The sequence below is a fragment of the Oceanobacillus piezotolerans genome, assembly GCF_003665065.1.
In the GTDB taxonomy this organism is placed as follows: Bacteria; Bacillota; Bacilli; order Bacillales; family Amphibacillaceae; genus Oceanobacillus; species Oceanobacillus piezotolerans.
Window position 1 is genome coordinate 172,174 of record NZ_RCHR01000002.1, and the last position, 19,272, is coordinate 191,445.

Annotated in this window: 19 protein-coding genes and 1 tRNA gene; 7 read left to right on the forward strand and 13 right to left on the reverse strand. The window is 37.8% G+C overall.

Going from position 1 to position 19,272, the window contains the following annotated elements; translation table 11 throughout:
• The first annotated feature begins 136 nt into the window (after positions 1-136).
• Complete coding sequence (locus tag D8M04_RS05245) at positions 137-778, forward strand: protein kinase family protein (protein ID WP_121521864.1); 642 nt, start codon at positions 137-139, stop codon at positions 776-778.
• Positions 779-831: 53 nt separating this feature from the next.
• Here the strand turns inward: D8M04_RS05245 and D8M04_RS05250 are convergent, their stop codons facing one another.
• The gene (locus tag D8M04_RS05250) at positions 832-1,755 is read right to left on the reverse strand and encodes a fumarylacetoacetate hydrolase family protein (RefSeq protein WP_121521865.1); all 924 of its coding nucleotides are present in this window, start codon (positions 1,753-1,755) and stop codon (positions 832-834) included.
• A 275-nt stretch (positions 1,756-2,030) separates the two neighbouring features.
• Here D8M04_RS05250 and D8M04_RS05255 point away from each other — a divergent pair, with 275 nt between their 5' ends.
• The 4 genes from D8M04_RS05255 (at position 2,031) to D8M04_RS05270 (ending at position 4,336) form a co-directional block, all read left to right on the forward strand.
• Positions 2,031-2,594 (forward strand): shikimate kinase, encoded by a 564-nt coding sequence (locus tag D8M04_RS05255; protein WP_121521866.1) that lies wholly within the window; start codon positions 2,031-2,033, stop codon positions 2,592-2,594.
• Positions 2,595-2,707: 113 nt separating this feature from the next.
• Positions 2,708-2,783 (forward strand) — tRNA-Arg (locus tag D8M04_RS05260).
• 483 nt (positions 2,784-3,266) lie between these two features.
• Entirely contained in the window at positions 3,267-4,112 is an 846-nt protein-coding gene (locus tag D8M04_RS05265) for a ComEC/Rec2 family competence protein (RefSeq protein WP_121521867.1), read from the forward strand.
• 2 nt (positions 4,113-4,114) lie between these two features.
• Entirely contained in the window at positions 4,115-4,336 is a 222-nt protein-coding gene (locus D8M04_RS05270; RefSeq protein WP_121521868.1) for a DUF3006 domain-containing protein, read from the forward strand.
• 784 nt (positions 4,337-5,120) lie between these two features.
• Here the strand turns inward: D8M04_RS05270 and D8M04_RS05275 are convergent.
• Positions 5,121-5,846 (reverse strand): alpha/beta fold hydrolase, encoded by a 726-nt coding sequence (locus tag D8M04_RS05275; RefSeq protein WP_121521869.1) that lies wholly within the window; start codon positions 5,844-5,846, stop codon positions 5,121-5,123.
• A 251-nt stretch (positions 5,847-6,097) separates the two neighbouring features.
• On the opposite strand from D8M04_RS05275, the gene D8M04_RS05280 reads away from it, so the two are divergent.
• Positions 6,098-6,322, forward strand: coding sequence for a hypothetical protein (locus D8M04_RS05280; protein WP_121521870.1), 225 nt, complete (start codon positions 6,098-6,100; stop codon positions 6,320-6,322).
• A 257-nt stretch (positions 6,323-6,579) separates the two neighbouring features.
• Entirely contained in the window at positions 6,580-7,167 is a 588-nt protein-coding gene (gene clpP, locus D8M04_RS05285; protein WP_121521871.1) for an ATP-dependent Clp endopeptidase proteolytic subunit ClpP, read from the forward strand.
• Between the two features lie 48 nt (positions 7,168-7,215).
• Here the strand turns inward: clpP and D8M04_RS05290 are convergent, their stop codons facing one another.
• The 11 genes from D8M04_RS05290 to glpK form a co-directional block, all read right to left on the reverse strand.
• A complete protein-coding gene (locus tag D8M04_RS05290; protein ID WP_121521872.1) occupies positions 7,216-7,470 on the reverse strand; it encodes an HPr family phosphocarrier protein in 255 nt (84 codons plus the stop codon).
• Positions 7,471-7,728: 258 nt separating this feature from the next.
• Positions 7,729-8,676 (reverse strand): DNA-binding protein WhiA, encoded by a 948-nt coding sequence (gene whiA, locus D8M04_RS05295; RefSeq protein WP_121521873.1) that lies wholly within the window; start codon positions 8,674-8,676, stop codon positions 7,729-7,731.
• Between the two features lie 26 nt (positions 8,677-8,702).
• Positions 8,703-9,662, reverse strand: coding sequence for a gluconeogenesis factor YvcK family protein (locus D8M04_RS05300; RefSeq protein WP_121521874.1), 960 nt, complete (start codon positions 9,660-9,662; stop codon positions 8,703-8,705).
• Between the two features lie 2 nt (positions 9,663-9,664).
• Positions 9,665-10,549, reverse strand: a complete 885-nt coding sequence (gene rapZ / locus D8M04_RS05305; protein WP_121521875.1) for an RNase adapter RapZ — start codon at positions 10,547-10,549, stop codon at positions 9,665-9,667.
• 515 nt (positions 10,550-11,064) lie between these two features.
• The gene (gene trxB, locus D8M04_RS05310) at positions 11,065-12,018 is read right to left on the reverse strand and encodes a thioredoxin-disulfide reductase (RefSeq protein ID WP_121521876.1); all 954 of its coding nucleotides are present in this window, start codon (positions 12,016-12,018) and stop codon (positions 11,065-11,067) included.
• A 132-nt stretch (positions 12,019-12,150) separates the two neighbouring features.
• Entirely contained in the window at positions 12,151-13,146 is a 996-nt protein-coding gene (locus D8M04_RS05315; RefSeq protein ID WP_121521877.1) for a tetratricopeptide repeat protein, read from the reverse strand.
• A 608-nt stretch (positions 13,147-13,754) separates the two neighbouring features.
• A complete protein-coding gene (locus D8M04_RS05320; protein WP_121521878.1) occupies positions 13,755-15,419 on the reverse strand; it encodes a glycerol-3-phosphate dehydrogenase/oxidase in 1,665 nt (554 codons plus the stop codon).
• A gap of 207 nt (positions 15,420-15,626) precedes the next feature.
• On the reverse strand, positions 15,627-16,013 hold the full coding sequence (dhaM, locus tag D8M04_RS05325) for a dihydroxyacetone kinase phosphoryl donor subunit DhaM (protein ID WP_121521879.1): 387 nt from the start codon (positions 16,011-16,013) through the stop codon (positions 15,627-15,629).
• Positions 16,014-16,054: 41 nt separating this feature from the next.
• Positions 16,055-16,663: a dihydroxyacetone kinase subunit DhaL gene (gene dhaL, locus D8M04_RS05330; RefSeq protein ID WP_121521880.1), complete on the reverse strand. Its 609-nt coding sequence runs from the start codon at positions 16,661-16,663 to the stop codon at positions 16,055-16,057.
• 27 nt (positions 16,664-16,690) lie between these two features.
• The gene (gene dhaK, locus D8M04_RS05335) at positions 16,691-17,686 is read right to left on the reverse strand and encodes a dihydroxyacetone kinase subunit DhaK (protein ID WP_121521881.1); all 996 of its coding nucleotides are present in this window, start codon (positions 17,684-17,686) and stop codon (positions 16,691-16,693) included.
• An 89-nt stretch (positions 17,687-17,775) separates the two neighbouring features.
• On the reverse strand, positions 17,776-19,269 hold the full coding sequence (gene glpK, locus D8M04_RS05340) for a glycerol kinase GlpK (protein ID WP_121521882.1): 1,494 nt from the start codon (positions 19,267-19,269) through the stop codon (positions 17,776-17,778).
• Positions 19,270-19,272: the final 3 nt, after the last annotated feature.

The window sequence follows — 19,272 nt, forward strand, 5'->3', positions numbered from 1 at the left end:
AAGTCCTGTAATTTCTTCTCTGAGGATCACTCTTGAAAACTAATATTACGAACGGATAGACAAAATATTTCATAAACCAAATTTTTCTTTATATAATAGTTATTAAAACATGTCACATGTTAAAGAGGAAGATGATGTGAAGACATTTGACGATTTAGCAAATTCTATTGTGATTAAAAAAAGAAAGAACAAGATCGTTGTACTAGCAAAAGACCCTTTACTTGTGCATATTGGAACAGGCAGAAGTGCTGTCGTATTTCGAATCAAACATACTAAAATGGCATTAAAGTTCTTCTTCCCTTCCCATAGGTATATTGCAAAAGAGGAAGCTGCCATCTATCAAGCACTTCAAGGCATCTCTTATTATCCTACCTTTTATAAAGCTGGCAGTAGTTATATTGTAATGGATTATATTGAAGGTCATACCTTATTTGATTGTCTATCAATTGGTATAGAAATTACAGATTTTCATGTCCAGGCAGTAGATTTTGCTTTAAAAGCAGCAAAGGAAGTTGGTTTAACACCATCTGATGTCCATTTACGAAATATCATCCTTACACCTGAGGGTGATATTCGCTTAATTGATGTTGCTAGGTTTAAACAGCTAAATGGAGTAAAGCAATGGGAGGATTTGAAAAAGGCTTATCACATGCTTTACAAAAAAGAATACTTTCCAAAACGTATTCCTAAATCAACATTAAATCTAATTGCACATTTTTATAATCGCCATCTTTTGAAACTTTCCAGTCCATCTTTGGATAGAAAAAATATCGGTTAGTTCATTGATAGTAAAGAATAGCTCATGTGGTTGTCATGAGCTATTTTCTGTATTTACTTCTCTACAACCTTATTTTCCATTCGGCCAATTTGGTCGATTTCTACTGTTACCACATCACCAGCTTGAAGAAATTGCGGCGGGTTCATCCCTGCCCCGACTCCATCTGGTGTACCAGTTAAAATAATATCACCCGGTTTTAGCGTCATAATTTCTGTTATATATTCTAATAAAAACGGAACATCAAATATTAATTTACTCGTATTGGAAGATTGACGTTTCTCTCCATTAACAAAGGAACGAATTCCAAGATTCGCTGCATCCGTAAGTTCATCCTTTGTTACAATCCAAGGACCTATCGGTGTTGTCCTGTCTGCGTTTTTCCCTTGCAGCCACTGCTGTGTTCTAAATTGCAAGTCCCGAGCAGATCCATCATTTCCAATGGTATAGCCTGCTATGTAATCATAGGCATTCTCTCTTTTAACTTTGGATGCTTCTCTCCCAATTACAATACCTAACTCAACTTCATAATCAAGCTGATTCGTTAACCGTGGCTTTTCCAGTGCATCTTCCGGGCCGACAATAGCATTGCTGAACTTTGCAAATAGCACAGGAAACTCAGGAATATCACTATTCATCTCTGCTGCATGGTCGGCATAGTTTTTACCAACACAAATAATTTTTGAAGGATTCGGGATAGGAGTTCCAAGCAGAACTTCATCTCTTTCAACCCCTAAGTTCTTTCCTGCTATGTATTTATATGCTTCATTTGCCTTATCTAATGCATGAAAACCTAAACTAAAAAAGGCTGTTGGATCAGCTGGCAGATTTTGCTCTATTTGATAGGCAGTATCATGCTCTCCCTTTGAAATTAAGGCATCCTGATATGCCTGCTGTACATCTATCACCTTTTCATTTTCTATAAAACCTACACGGAAAGAGCCTGATGCCTTCTTTAGCTTATAGCTAGCAAGTTTCATATATATCCCCCAATTCTATATATTTACACTTATTTTACTATATTTCAAAAATGATTACATCTAATAAAACATTATTTATTAAATGAGTGAAACACATAGTGATATTACCAATATGGAAGGGGATGAAAAAAACTTTCTCGCTGAACCAGCTATGACTGTAATTATAGAATTTCCACAAACATACTTCATAACTGATTATGCAAAATAATTTTTTTACAATTCGGTGTTTTTATCATATACTATCTTTAACAAGAATTGGAAAGAGGCAAACGGGAATGAAGGATTTAGCACTAAGAGAAAAAAACATTGTACTTATTGGCTTTATGGGGGTTGGAAAAACAACCATTGGAAAAGAGGTTGCTAAGAGATTATATCGAGATTTCCTTGATATTGATGAAGTTATTGAAAAAGAATATGGTATGCCAACGAGACAAATCTTTGAAAATTTTGGAGAAAAGGAATTCCGCCAAAAAGAAAAAGACACCATCGTTGACCTATGTCATAATCAACGTTTAAAAGTCATTTCAGTTGGTGGTGGCGCTTTTTTACAGGAAGAAATTAAAGAAGCTTGTCTATCTAAATGCATTGTCTTTTTTTTAGACTTATCCTGGGATGCTTGGCAGGATCGTATAAGCTCAATTATTGATAGCAGACCCGTTCTTCAAGGTAAAAACAGGGAAGATATGCGGCATCTGTTTGACCAAAGACAGCCTATTTACAAAGACCATCATTACAAGGTTACAACTGATAATCTAAACGTAAATGAAGTTGCTGATTTTATCGTCGATCGCTTAAAAACAGCTTGGAACAAGGTTGATCCAAATCCGGAACAACAGTAAAACGTTCTGCACCAAGTGTAGAGCGTTTTTCTTTTTTTGCTGAAAAAAGAAAAACTACTTGTTAATAGAGTGAAAGAGCGTTATAATATAACACGTTACCATTTTTTCACCATGCGCCCATAGCTCAGCTGGATAGAGCACTGGTTTCCGGTACCAGGTTTGCCGGGGGTTCGAATCCCTCTGGGCGCGTACGTTAATGACAATATTGGCAAGGGTTAGAGTAATTCTCTCTCCCTTGCCTTTTTGTTTGGTTTCTAACCGTTTTCTAACCATCAGGTTTCGATGTAATTTTTTGACTTAATAGCTCCCATATTTTAATTTCAGGTTTAACTTACAAAAATAAGAGAAGACAATCCTTCACTTCTTGTATGTAGTTTATATTTTACTTTTGCCTCTTACAATTTCCAATGATACACCAAGTCATAACCGCCTCTCAATTCTAGAACACCTTAAAACTTTATTGTATCACCTGGTTCGTATTCTCCAAATTTCATCTGGATTTGCCATCTCCTTCTCATACCTAAATTGAAAAATACTTGTTACCATTTTGCCTTAACTAACACTGAATTTATTTGTTAGAATTTCAATTATTATTTCAATATTCATATTGTAAAGTTTTTGTTAAAGTAATAGAATAATTTTATAATTAAAATAAGAAAGAGGGACTGGTAATTGAAAAGAATACTTGCTATTTTTGCATCAATAGTATTGGTAGTAACACTTATTGTATCCCCTATATCTGCTGATGCCGCTACAAGAACAATGAAAGTACATTTTATTAATGTTGGTCAAGGTGATGCAACTTATATCAAAATGCCTGGCGGCGAAGACGTATTAATTGATGGTGGTAGACAAGGTCAGGGTGATGAAATTATTGCATACTTAAAGAAACAAAAAGTTGATGACATTGAAATAATGATAGCAACTCACCCAGACGCGGATCATATAGGTGGATTAGACGAAGTCCTAAAAGCATATAAAGTAGAATCTGTATATGCCCCTAAAGTGTCCCATACTACTCAAGCATACAAAAACTTTTTACAAGCGGTTAAAAATGAAAAACTCACAATTAAAACAGCTAAAGCAGATGTGAAATTACCACTTAAATATGTTACAGCAAAGTTTGTTGGTCCAGTTAAAAATTACAATAAAAGTGACTTAAATAACTGGAGTGCTGTTCTACATGTAACTTATAACAAAAATAAATTTCTATTTGCCGGGGATGCAGAAAAAGCTTCTGAGACTGATATGATTAAAGCTAAACAAACACTAAAAGCAGATGTGTTAAAGGCGGGACACCACGGAGCTAAAACATCTTCAAACACTAATTTCTTAAACGTGGTTAAACCTAAATATGCAGTAATAAGTGTTGGTAAGAATTCTTATGGACATCCTACAAAGGACGTTTTAAACAGATTTAAATCAGCGAAGTCTACAGTATATCGTACAGATCAAAAGGGGAATATTGTTATTAGTTCAACGGGAACAAAATTAACAGTTTCAACATCTAAGAGGTAAAAATGAAAAAAATAAAAGGTATAATTGACCGTTTCGAAGGTAATATCGCAGTTGTCGAAATAGATGGTATGACAAAGGATTACAATAAAGCTTTATTTCCAAAAGAGGCTTCAATTGGTGACGTTATTGAGATTGAAGGTAAAAAAGTAACTGTCTTGAAAAATGAAACTGAAAAATTAAGAAAAGAAATTGAAGATCTAATGAATGATGTTTGGGAAGATTAATTAAAAAGCGTCTTCATAAAAAAACTCGTTTTGTCCCAGCGAGTTTTTATTATGTTTTGCATTTCTTTACGAACCCTTCTTGAACCTGTTGGTCCCCTATCTCCAGTCGCACCTTTAGGTCCTTGGGGTCCTACTAAATCTGATGTGCTGGAGTCCATGGTGTTGATATAGCACCTTTTTCAATCTTTACTTTGTTTATTTTTATTCCTTGGCCCTTATAGCTTCAGACCTACCTGCATATATTAACACTGTCAGTTGCAGTTGATACTTTTGTGAACGTTTATGATATTCTCGCATTTGGCGGTTGTACAATATCTCCTGAACCACTTGGATATGGCAAAACTGTAACCTCTGAAAATGTGCCATCAATGATATCTATATCCGTGCTTATAGTATACTGTTGGCCAAGCTCCAAATTACAATAAAATCGATGATAGTTAAAATTATTACTAGAAGTCGATTATTGATACAGCTAACGTCGCTGGATATCGCGATTACGTAGCAATGACTAATAAGTACGAGAAGAGTTACGGCAATCAAGAAAACTGCGGGGAAGCGATAAATAACATAAGGTCAAGAAATTTTATAAGCATAAAGAGTTTATTGAGATGATATAAGGAAAGATACGTTAATGACAAATTGGAGGTGAAAGGGATAACTAAGATAGTCGAAAAGTTAAGCAAAATTGGCGAAGGCGCGCCTGTAGTAGAAGATTACGTCTATTTTGTAGACGGAATATGACATTGTAGATATTACCACCCATTTAAGGATGAGATTTTATCGTTCATGAAACATCTTTAATAAAATTATTAATACTCCGGTTAAACTCTTCTGGCTTTTCTATATTACTTAAATGTCCTGCATTAAGTGAAACAAACTTCGAATTACATGTCATCAAATACATGGATAATGAATAAAACATAGGCGTAACCATATCGTGCGTCCCACTAATGATCAGCATCGGCTTTCGCATAGTCAGTAAATGCTTTGTATAATTAATTCCTATGGGAGCTTTTGCGCACGAATAAAATGCATCTCTAATAAAAAAAGAACTTCTCGCCTCTTTCTCTAGCTTCTTATTAAACAAAGACCAACTCATAACAGCATCAATGATATCCTCTTTACTTTTATTGATAAACTGGCTTACCATTATATTAGCCATATACGGAATATATGTAGTCGTGTTTGCCAATATTAGGCCACGCACTACGTCTGGCTTTTGTTTGCAGATTTCTTGCGCAACCAGTCCCCCTAGAGATAATCCACATATAAATACTCTATCCACTTCTAGATGCTCTAACAGTTCAATTATATCTTTAGCAAAATTGAACATTGTAATATCCTTTTCAATTTCTGTTTCGCCATGACCTCTCAAATCTACAAGTATTAATCTATAGTTCTCAGATAATTTATGTTGGAATCTCCACATTTCTTTTCTATTACCTAAACCATGAATAAATACGATTGGCACTCCTTTACCGATATCTGTATATGTTAAAATGTAAACCACCTCTTATTTTTCGACTATGTTCTTAGTATTGGTAGTTATCGTTATAATATTCTTGACACACCTTTTTAGTGATTTTCTCTCCCCCACTTAATTGCTTCTTTCACATCCATAATTAATTCTGAGAAGCTTTCAATTTCTTTTTTTCTTTATGGGGCTAAGCCAGGAACAATTTTTTTCCTGGCTTTTTTCATGTATTGTTCCGGTATGATTAGTGAATCCTATAGATAATATGATGTATAGGAGAAAAATCGATGGATAATTTAACACGTGAACAAACACTTGATATGCTGAATGATTTATTAGAAGAGGATGTTAGCTCCAAATTTAATGAACAACTCCAATATGTTGGAGAACATGGTGAGCCCAGCTTTGTTGTTGCCAATAATGAGGGGAAATCGGTAGAAGTTTTTGTAGATTGGAATAAAGAAGCAGACTTATTATCTTTTTCTATTAACGAAGATTATACTTCGGAATAAAATTATACTCTTCCTCCCTATGCTGTTAAAATCTGGGAATAGGAATAAAGAAAAGACAAGAATTCCATTATAAGTTGGATTTCTTGTCTTTTCTTTGTTTAAAGCTTATGTTTATATCAAACAAATATGGGGAAAGATGGAAATAATATGAATAGGTGTTGTCGAACGTTTTTGTTTGACCTTTATTGACCTTTGAGCTATTATGAATGTAGAAACAATTAAACTATTCTATTGGTGTTTATAAGGAGGATACTTAAATGAATTTAGTACCTACAGTTATTGAACAAACAAACCGTGGAGAACGTGCATATGACATTTACTCACGTTTATTAAAAGACCGTATTATTTTATTAGGTAGTGGAATCGACGATAATGTTGCAAATTCCATTGTAGCACAATTACTTTTCTTGGAAGCGGAAGATCCAGATAAGGATATTTCCTTGTATATCAATTCACCTGGTGGATCGATTACAGCTGGTATGGCCATCTACGATACAATGAATTTTATTAAACCAAATGTATCTACCATCTGTATTGGTATGGCTGCATCTATGGGTGCTTTCCTTCTAACTGCTGGTGAAAAAGGAAAACGCTATGCACTTCCAAACAGTGAAATTATGATTCACCAACCACTTGGTGGAGCACAAGGTCAAGCAACAGACATTGAAATTCATGCAAAACGTATTATCGAAATCAAGAAACGCATGAACCAAATTATGGCTGAAAAAACAGGTCAACCACTAGAAGTAATTGAACGTGATACAGAGCGTGATAACTTCATGACTGCACAAGCTTCTGTAGAATATGGCCTAATTGATCAAATCTTAGAACGCAAACCTGAATAAGTAATGTAAAAAACTCGGCGTCGCTAGAAGCCGAGTTTTTTTCTGCCCCTATTTTGTTGATACAAATGAACATAAATGATTCAAAGCCACTTCTTCATCAGGACCATCTGCGATTAGAGTGATTTCTTCTCCGCTCGCTATCGCTAAACTCATCAGCCCCATAATACTTTTCGCATTAATTTTCTTTCCGCCTTTTTCTAAAAATAAATGCGAAGAATATCGATTTGCTTCCTGCACAAATTGTGCAGCTGGTCTAGCCTGCAGTCCTGACTCCAATTCAACTTTTAATGACCTTTCAACCAATTCCCTCATCCTCCCCTTTTGCTCGTAAACGCTAACATTTCTCTATAAAAGAAGGTATCTTCGCTTTAGGCGGAAACCTTTGTAGCAGCCAGTAGAGAGTTTATCTCTCTCTAGCTAGCAATCCTAAAGTCCACTTGTTCAATAGAAAACAAATTATTCTCTACGGATGGATTGTGGTACGAAGAACCTTATAAATTACCTGCATTATAACATATAATGTCTTTTAAAAAAATAATTCCTCAAAAGCTTCACGAAGGTTTAAAGTACAATCTCACCTTGTTTAATTTTATCAGCAAATTCATCTATTTTCTTTAACCGGTGATTTACCCCTGATTTAGATATCTTCCCACTCGACACTAGTTCGCCTAATTCCTTTAAGGAAACTTCCTGGTGCATGATGCGCAGCTTTGCGATTTCTTGCAATTTTTCAGGAAGTTTTTCTAGACCTACTGTTCTTTCAATGAGCTTTATATTTTCTATTTGTCGGAATGCAGCACCAATGGTTTTATTTAAATTTGCCGTTTCACAATTCACAAGGCGGTTAACGGAATTACGCATATCACGAACAATTCTTACATCCTCAAATTTAAATAACGCATTATGCGCCCCAATAATATTGAGGAACTCCGTAATCTTTTCTGCTTCTTTAATATAGACAATAAAGCCTTTTTTTCTTTCCAACGTACGAGCCCGGAGTTCAAATGTATTTAACAACTCACATAATGCATCATTATGCTCCTTGTGTACATTAGAGATTTCTAAATGATAGGATGAAGTTTCTGGATTATTAACGGACCCACCTGCTAAAAACGCACCACGTAAGTATGCTTTTTTACAATCTGAATTCGCTAAGTATTTATCGGATATGGTTGAAATAATGGAGTAGGAATCCTTCATAATCTCCAGGTCCTGAAGCAGGGTTTGAACTCCTTTTTTCATACGCACAATGTAAACATTATTCTTCTTTAGCTTCATCTTTTTACGAACGAGCAATTCTACTGGCAAGGCATATCTCATTTTAATTAAAGTATATATTCTTCTTGCAATCGCAGCATTTTCCGTTTGTACATCTAGTGTGTATTGCATTCTAGAAAGAGAGATCACGCCATTCATTCGAATGAGAGCGGCTAACTCAGCATCCTGGCATGCTTCATCCTCGATTTCTAAAGATGTAAGTTCCTTTTTAATTTCTGAAGCAAAGGACATGCTCATACCTCCTTTACTTATGCGTGTCACTGCTCCAATATGGAATACAATAACATCGCTATTTTATCTTTATCATGCCTTACCGTAGACCCTCGATGACTAATAATATCCCCTTCAATAATTTCCAGACCCATATCGACTAATTTTTCGATATCATAAGTCACTGGCTCAGCATTTTCCTCCGCATAAACTGCACGGATTGATTGCTCAATTGGTTCATTATGAACGACGATAGCATCCAAGCATCCTGTTCCTATGTGGCGAATAATAGCCCCAACATGATCAGATGCTGTATATCCGGTTGTTTCGCCAGCTTGTGTCATCACATTACAAACATAGACAACTTTTCCTTGTGTTTTTCTTAGGGCATCATCAATCTCGGGTATGATTAAATTCGGCATAATACTTGTATATAAACTACCTGGGGAAATAATAACTAAGTCAGCCATTTCAATCGCACGCACTGCATTAGGCAGAGGTGTGATCTTGTCCGGACTCAGAAACACTCGATCAATCCGCTTATTTACTTTCGGGATATTAGATTCTCCAGATACAGTCGTACCATCTATAAATTCTGCATGGAGTGACATCGTTTGGTTGGAAATCGGATAAATCTCGCCTTTAACATTTAAAACACGGGAAATCTCCTTAATTCCATCATAAAAATCACCTGTAATGGAAGTCATCGCAGCCAATAATAAATTCCCCATGGAGTGCCCAGATAAGCCGTTCCCCACCGAGAAACGATGTTGAAATAGGTCAAGCAGCATAGGCTCTGCATCGGATAGTGCTGCAATAACATTTCGGATATCGCCTGGAGCCGGAATGTCCATTTCATTTCGCAATCTTCCTGTACTTCCCCCATCATCAGCCACGGTAACTAATGCTGTAAGCTGGATTGGTAAATCTTTAAGACCACGCAAGAGGACTGGCATACCGGTACCTCCGCCGATTACAACGACCCGTGGCAGCTTCAGAACTGACATAATTAATGTTCCTTTCTTTTGTCAATATCTCGATGGCTAACATGTGTAATATACTGGCTGGACAACTCTTTTGCAAAGTGTTCCGCTAGGGCAACCGACCGATGCTGTCCACCCGTACAGCCAATTCCAACAACTAACTGGGATTTCCCCTCTTTCTTATATTGGGGCAGCATAAATTGCAACAAGTCCATCGCCTTGTCAATAAATGCTTGAGTATCAGACCATTTAAAAACATATGTTGCTACATCTTGATTTAAACCAGTTAATGGCTGTAAGTGAGAGACATAGTGCGGGTTTGGCAAAAATCTGACATCAAAGACGGTATCTGCATCAATTGGAATTCCATACTTGAATCCAAATGAAACCAAATGCACAGAGAAAATCTCTTGTTTGTCTTCTGAATATATTTTAACGATTTTTTCTCTTAAGTCTTTAGGCTTTAAATTGGTAGTATCAATGATACGCTGTGCTCTTCCACGTAACTCATCCAGAATTTCTCGTTCTTGTCTAATCCCATTTAACGGGAGACCGCCAACTGCTAATGGGTGGGAACGCCTTGTCTCCTTATAACGACTAACAAGCTTTTCATCTTTGGCGTCTAAGAATAGGATATGCTCATCTATCCACTGTTCTTTCCCCAAACTATCTAATGCATCAAATAACGAATCAAAAAATTCACGTCCACGCAGGTCCATGACTAATGCTACTTTTTGAATGTTGTTGGTAGAATCCTTCATTAGATCTAAGAATTTTGGTAACAAGGTAGGGGGTAAATTATCGACACAATAATAACCCAAATCTTCAAAGCTTTGTACCGCTACAGTTTTCCCAGCACCTGACATTCCGGTTATAATTACCAATTTAGTTTCTGATTTGTTATCACTCATCTTCTTCTCTCCCCTTTATTCAAGTTGAAGGATATCATGAACATAAAAATAAGTGTAGAAATTTATAATTTCGTAATGAAATATAAAGAACAAAAGCTCATCAACCGAAAACATCGGGGCTAAGTCACTAACCTATACTGTATGCTCTTCCTTTATTATACTATGAAAGCAATGAAACTTCCATTCGTCCTGACTGGAAAGCCTCTGCCATTTTTTATTAAAAACTAAAATCTTCACCTTAGGCGAGGTCTTAGCTGAACTTATGAAGAGCAATATTTATTCTGATCTTCTTGAAGAATAAATACGACAAATTAAGACAAGCTTTAATGAGATTCTCTCTTTATTATTTGGGGTCTTGTCCCATAATTAGACAAAAAAAGGCACAGATGGAATCATCTGTGCAAGAAACTAATTTATCTATTAAAAGGGGGTCAATTAGTTATTTATAGTGTACCCCTTTTTTGTTTCGATTGTATTACAGCATCATTAAAACAAAGTTAAGATTTGCATTTAAATTAGGATTTCGCCACTTTCGTTTCTTCTTCTAATTCTTCGACAAATTTTATCGCTGACTCTGCTGCAATACTTCCGTCACCGGTAGCTGTCACAATTTGTCGAAGTTGTTTTTCACGAATATCCCCTGCCGCATAGATTCCAGGAACTTTTGTTTCCATATGTTCATTTGTTGGAATATATCCTTCATCATTTGTAATGCCTAATGAGACAAATGGTCCACTTAATGGGACTAAGCCGATATAAATAAAGACACCATCCGCATCAAAATCAAATTGCTCTCCTGTTTTCACGTTTTCTAATGTAACACTGCTCACTTTGCCTTCAGGCCCATTAATTTTTTTGACAACAGTATCCCAAATAAAATCCACTTTTTCATTATCAAAGGCACGCTGTTGTAAAATCTTCTGAGCACGGAGTTCATCACGACGGTGAATGATGGTAACTTTATCAGCAAAACGTGTTAAATAGACGCCTTCCTCCACAGCGGAATCCCCGCCACCAACTACAACAAGATGCTTCTGCTTAAAGAAGGCTCCGTCACAAACTGCACAATAGGATACGCCGCGGCCACCTAAATCCTCTTCACCTTCAATACCAAGCTTCTTATATTCCGCTCCTGTAGCAATAATGAATGCTTTTGTTTTGTATTCCTTATTACCAGCTTTGATGATTTTATAAGTTCCATTATCGATGACTTCTGTGATGTCGCCATATGCATATTCTGCACCAAACTTCTTAGAGTGGTCAAACATCTTATTAGATAAATCCGGTCCTAAGATCGAATCGAAGCCAGGATAATTCTCTACATCCTCTGTATTTGCCATTTGCCCACCTGGTATACCGCGTTCAATCATCAATGTTCTCAAATTGGCACGAGAAGCATACACCGCAGCAGTCATACCAGCTGGTCCTGCACCTGCTATGATGACATCAAATACGTTTTCGTTTGTCATGCTATCACCCTTTTATGTTCTAATTAATTACCTGGATTTCAATAAATAATATAATTTTTATTATATACATCTACCTTATAAAATCTGATGCTATTCGTCTATTATTCTGCTCATCTCCAGGTAATTAATGCTCTATTCTTTATTCCATGGACCTGATTCTTGTCCTAGCAATGGATGTCGTTTACATCCTTCCTGCCATAATTCTAAAGCCTTCGAAGGCTCTCCAACTTGATAAGCAGAAATACTGTACCAACGGAAAAAAGATGGGTGGTTCTTCACTGATCCTTTTCCAAGCTTTAGAAATCGCTGATAAGCAGCCTGATAATTTCCCGTTCTAGCAAAAGTAACGGCTAGCCTTAATTTCTGTTGCTCATGCATTGGATAAATATTTTCCAGTACTCCAATATGTGCTTGGTATGCATCTAAATCACCAGTTTCATAATAGAAAATGGCCAAATTAGCGTGACTGTATAATGACAGTGGCTCAACTTCTAGTAATTGGAGCTGCTGTTCAATGGCTTTTTCTTGATTACCTGAGAAGAATAGCGCCTGGCAATAGTCATGCTTGGCCATCATATAGTCTGGAAAGAGGCTCATTAACTCTTCAAGGACTGGAATAGCTTCCTCCCACTCTTGATTCTCCATATGAAAGAAGGCAGTCTCCTGGTAGATTAATAGATCATCTTCATCATCTAAAGTGAATTCATTGTCTTCATCGTCATCATATTCAATAACCTCCAGGAGACTTTTAGCATCTTCACTGAAGTCACCTTCTGGTTCTTTTTCAAGATAGGACATCGCATATTTTCTGGCATCATTTAATAAGCCTAAATGCGCATAGTTATTGGCAATTAGGTAATAACAATCTATATAGTTACTGTTTTGCAGTACTTCGGTTAATACTTGATTAGCAGCATGATATGCTCCAATTTCTGTATAAATGACAGACATTTGACATTGAAACAGTGGCTCTTTTGGCTTCGCGTCAATTGCCTTCTTCATCCATTTTATTGCAAGATCAAATTTCCGGTTCTGAAAAGCTTCTACGCCTTTCGTGAAGTAAAAATCACCATCAGGAATAAAAGGGATAATATTTGTTGGTTCTTTCTTTTTTCTTGCCTGTGGCATAAATATCCCCCTATATGAAGTCAATATGTCAAAAGTATACCATATCTAAACCGGGAATAATATAGGGAAAAGAAGGGATTCACCGATTGTTAGAATTCCAGGATAATTTTGGTATTCTAGATAATAGTAAATAGACCGCTGATTAGTTTAATTCATTATAGTGCATAAAACCCGCTCCGGAAATACACTGCGCTTTCCACGGGCGGCTGCTGAGCCTCCTCGAGACTGTCGTCTCTGAGGGGTCTCACCTAGGCCTGTCCTCCCGTAGGAGTCTCCGTGTATTTCCTCCGCTAGATTGTGCTTTTAAACCTCTATGGATGGAGAAAGCTCCCCTTAACAGGAAGTGATTGTAGCGGAGGGCAGTCGACTCCTGCGGGAAAAGCAACAAGCGAAGACCCCGCAGGAAGTGATCTTCTTCCGAGGAGGCTGAGACGTTGCCCGCGGAAAGCGTACTGCCCGAAGCGAAAATCACGAGCGCATATTTCCAGTGTATTGTGGAGCGTCTTTAAGCATTATCCTGAATTCAGTTAATCAACATTTTCTATCAACTACTGAGTTAACTAATTGAAAGTGCGTTAATCTCCAAAGATTAACGCACTACTTTATGGCTATTTAACAGGAGTAACTGCTTCTTTCAATAATTGCTCTAATTCAAGGCGATATTCCTTGGACTGCTCATCACTCCATTGGAAATACTTCTTCATATAGTCAATTACCGATTCCTTATTTTCATGGACCCAGTCAATGTCAAAGAATAATGCACCTGTACGGCGAATGAAAAAGTCAACCGGCTTATAGGCAAGCTCGTATTCTATTGAATAAAGAAGCTGTGTTAACACAATTGGATCAATATTTTCTTTAGCAGCTTCTTCTTTATTGTCTCTAAACAGGGTAAATAAAACATCTACATTGGAGCCGTATTGCTGTACGAGAGCCATTGCTTCTTCTTCTGATAATCCCAAGCTCATTCCTTCTTTTACCTTGTTTTTCTTATATAGTTCGAATCCTACAGAGCCATCCACATCACCACCTGAAATAGGCAGATCCATCGTATTACTATTAGAATATAAAATGCCTTCTTCCTCTTTTAGTTGCTTTGCTACAGTATTCACCGCTTCTTGTGCCATTTTTCGGTAGCCTGTTAATTTTCCTCCAGCCATGGAAATCAATCCAGATTCTGAGATAAATATTTCATCTTTACGTGAGATTTCACTTGGGTTAGATGCCCCCGCTTCCGCTATTAATGGACGAAGACCTGCCCAGCTTGATTCCACATCCTCTGGTCCTAATTCTAGTTTAGGGAACATATAGTGAATTGCACGAAGCAAATAATCCCGGTCCTCCACGGTTAATACTGGGTGGGCAATGTCTCCTGTATAAGTAGTATCGGTCGTTCCCACATAGGTTTTGTTGTCTCTTGGTATAGCAAAGATCATACGTCCATCAGGTGTATCAAAATAAATCGCTTGTCGTAATGGGAAGACCTCATTTGAAAATACTAGATGTACTCCCTTTGTTAAATGCAATGCCTTTCCCTGCTTAGAACCGTCTATCTCCCGAAGATTATCTACCCATGGCCCTGCCGCATTCACAATTTTTTTCGCATAAATCGGATGCTTTTCTCCTGTAATTTGATCTTCAATGATCGCTCCTTCTAATTTATTCTCCTCCGAATAAAGGAATTTAGAAGCTTTCGCATAATTTAGCGCGTGCACTCCATACTCGACTGCCTTTTTCATTACTTCGATCGTTAGCCTTGCATCATCTGTTCGATATTCCACATAATAACCAGCACCCTTTAAGTCTTCTTGTTTAATCAATGATTCTCGTTCAATAGCCTCACTTGCGCTTAACATTTTACGACGTTCTCTTTTTTTAACTCCTGCCAGAAAATCATATACACGTAGACCAATGTTGGTTGTTAATGGTCCTAAGGTGCTTCCTTTATGAAAGGGTAACATCATCCATTCAGGAGTCGTAACATGCGGTCCATTTTCGTATACGATTGCTCTTTCCTTTCCAACATCCGCAACCATTTTTATCTCAAATTGCTGTAGATAGCGAAGCCCACCATGTACCAGTTTTGTCGATCGGCTTGATGTCCCCGCAGCAAAATCCTGCATCTCCACTAAGCCGACACGCATTCCTCTTGTTGCAGCATCCAATGCGATTCCCGCTCCTGTTATTCCCCCGCCGATAATTAGCACATCGAGGGGATTCTCTTTCAGCTCTGTCCAGATTTCTGGACGATTTAGACTTGAGAAGTTAGTCATGACGTGATACCTCCTATTTTAGTCGGCAAGAAAGTTCACTTTCCTACTCGCAATAAGTTCAAAAGGGTTATGAGGAGAAAAAAGAGAAGCCACAAACGTACTAATGCACCTCTGCATTAGCTGTTTGCGGCTCTTCCAAATCTCCGTCCAATCTATTAACTTATAATAACTATAACATATTATATCTTTATCGTATACAAATGTGCATCAACTATTTTCACAATGGAATTCTTCTTTCACGGAATCATAAATATCCTGCAGTTTCTTTCCCATTCCAGATTCAACTGCTGCCATATAGGCTCCCTCCACCAGTGGAGATTCTATTAACTTAGCTTGAATAGATTCCGTCATTTCGATTGCCATTTCTGCATTCATTTTCGCACTGCCAATATCGTAAAACAGAAGGACTCCTTGTCCTTGATCTGCTTTTTGAATGGCTTTCATTATTTTGTCGATACTTGTACCAATCTCATTATCTTCCGTACCACCTGCTAATTCAATCGGAACATCTTGAATAACTTGCCGTATGAGTTCATAGATACCCTCTGCAATTTTTGAACTGTGAGAAATTAGAACGATTCCTACTTTTGACAATGCATCCTAGCCTCCTCTCTATATTTATATACTATAAGACTTTATTCGATCACTTCAGCAAGTGAAGTAAAAAGATAATAAGATGATGCAGAGCCAGGATCAATATGTCCTATTGATTTATCTTTAAAATAGGAAGCCCGGCCTTTTGTTGCTTTTAACTCTTTCGTTTGTTCCATGGCTGTCTTAGCAATTGTCTCTAGTTCATCTGCTTTTACATTATTCGCGCTGAAATAATCCTGTACTGGTATCCAAACATCAAGCATTGTCTTCTCCCCAGCATTTGCTTTTCCTCTCATAATGATTCCTTGTACAGCCTCTTCTAATGCTTTTGCAAAAGAGCTTTCATCTACTTTCTGGGAGTCTTTCAATGACATGGATAACTTTAAAAAAGCAGTACCATACAACGGACCAGCGGCACCACCAACCTTAGACATTAACGTCATGGCAACATCCTTCATCACATCCGAAACTGTCTCATAGGTTGCTGCATCCAACTTTTTCATTACTTCTTGGAATCCTCTTGCCATATTTATTCCATGATCACTATCCCCAATTACTTGGTCAAGAGCTGTAAGATGCTCTTTGTTCTTTTGAATCTTGTCATTTGTTAATTGCATCCATTTTATCGTATCCTCTATGGTCAGTTCCACAGCTAATCCTCCTCAGTATAACTTAGATTAAACACGAAACGCTGGCGCAAGTGATTCTGCATGTAATAATTCCTTCAACTCATTATCCAATTTAAGAAGCGTTACCGAACAGCCAGCCATTTCCAATGAAGTCATAAACTCTCCAACGAATGTTTGATAAACTTGGATGCCTTTTTCTTTTAAAACTTCCTGTACCTTTCTGCTGACAATATAAAGTTCCATCTCTGGAGTAGAACCTAACCCATTAATCATTACAGCAACTTCATCACCACTTTGGTAAGGCAAATCCTCAATGATTTTCATCGTTAATTCCTCTGCAATTTCATCAGCTGTTGAGATTTCCTTCCTTTCAATCCCTGCTTCCCCATGAATTCCGATACCAATCTCCATCTCATTTTCTTCCAGATTAAAGCTTGGTTTTCCTGCTGCGGGAACAGTACACGGTGTTAAAGCCATTCCCATCGAACGAACATTTTGGACGACTTTATCAGCAATAACTTTCACTTCCTGAAGAGTTGCTCCTTGTTCAGCTTTTGCTCCTGCCAGTTTATGAACAAAAATTGTGCCTGCTATTCCCCTTCTCCCTGTCGTAAAATCGCTATCTTCAACCGCTACATCATCATTGACAATCACTTTTTCTACTTGTATTCCCTCTGCTTCAGCTAGTTCTGCTGCCATTTCGAAATTTAACACATCACCTGTATAATTTTTAATAATCAAAAAGACCCCAGCACCGCCATCCACCGCTTTAATTGCTTCTAATACTTGGTCTGGAGTGGGTGAGGTAAATACTTCTCCTGCTACCGCGGCATCGAGCATTCCTTTCCCAACATATCCAGCATGAGCAGGTTCGTGGCCACTGCCTCCACCACTAACAAGGCCAACCTTATTTTTTACAGGTGCTTCCTGACGCGAAATTACCATGGTTCCTGGAATTCGCTTTAACTGATTGGGGAATGCCTGTACCATTCCATTCACCATGTCTTCCACTACTCTATTCGGATCGTTAATGATTTTCTTCATCTTTACCACCCTTTCCCATCTGGTTAACAGTTATAATTGGAAAATCTCAATTAGCGGAGATGAATTCTCTCCACTAATTGAGATTACACTTATTTAAAAGCCCTTGTAGCTTCTACAGCCTTCTGCCAGCCTTTATACAACCTTTCGCTCTCTTCTGCATCCATTTGATTCGTAAATGTTTTTTCATTTTGCCATTGCTTTGCAATTTCTTCCTTATCCTTCCAATAACCAACCGCTAAACCAGCTAAGTAAGCTGCTCCAAGAGCCGTTGTTTCCTGTACAACTGGTCGCTCAACAGGTACTCCAAGAATGTCGCTTTGGAACTGCATAAGCAGATCATTTTTCACTGCACCGCCATCCACTCGAAGCGTTTTTAAGTCAATAGCAGAATCAGCAATCATGGAATCAAGAACATCCTTTGTTTGATATGCAAGCGATTCCAGTGTTGCCCGAATGAAGTGTTCCTTCGTTGTTCCTCGTGTCAATCCAAAGATAGCACCTCTTGCATCACTATCCCAATATGGAGTTCCGAGTCCAACAAACGCCGGCACCATGTAAACTCCATCAGTTGAATCAACCCTCGCTGCAAAATCCTCACTTTGCGGGCTTGTTTCAATCATTTTCAGCCCATCACGAAGCCATTGGATAGCGGAGCCCGCAACAAAGATGCTCCCTTCCAGGGCATACTCTACTTTCCCATCTACCCCCCAAGCAAGTGTCGTTAGCAATCCATGTTTGGAAGCTACAGCATTATCTCCTGTATTCATTAACATGAAGCAGCCTGTTCCGTAGGTATTTTTCGCCATTCCTTTTTCAAAGCACGCTTGACCGAACAGTGCAGCCTGCTGATCTCCTGCAATTCCGGCAATTGGGATTTCATGACCAAAGAAGTGATAGCTCACTGTTTTTGCATAAACCTCAGAAGAAGGTCTTACTTCTGGCAGCATACTTTTAGGAACATCCAATATTTCCAGTAACTCATCATCCCACTTCAAGTCATAAATATTAAACATTAAAGTTCTCGCAGCATTGGAGTAATCGGTAACATGCGTTTCTCCTCCTGATAGCTTATACACTAACCAACTATCAATGGTGCCAAATAATAAGTCTCCATTCTCCGCCCTTTCTCTTGCACCTTCTACATGATCCAGTATCCATTTCACCTTCGTGCCGGAGAAATAAGGGTCGATTAATAAACCGGTTTTGTTCCTGATTGTATCCTCATATCCTTGTTCTTTTAACTCTTTACAAATAGCATCTGTTTGTCTCGATTGCCAAACAATCGCTTTGTAAATTGGCCTTCCCGTGTTTTTATCCCATACAACTGTTGTTTCGCGCTGGTTCGTAATCCCAATGCCAGCTACCTGATCTGGCTCGATATCTGATTTTCGCAGTACGTCTGCTATACAAGCGAGAATGGAAGTCCAGATTTCATTCGCATCGTGTTCTACCCAGCCCGAATTCGGAAAAAATTGTTCAAATTCTCTTTGAGCAGTCTCTACAATTTCACCATTATGATTAAAAAGAATAGCTCTTGAGCTAGTTGTCCCCTGGTCTAACGCTAAAATATATTGTTCTTTCATGTT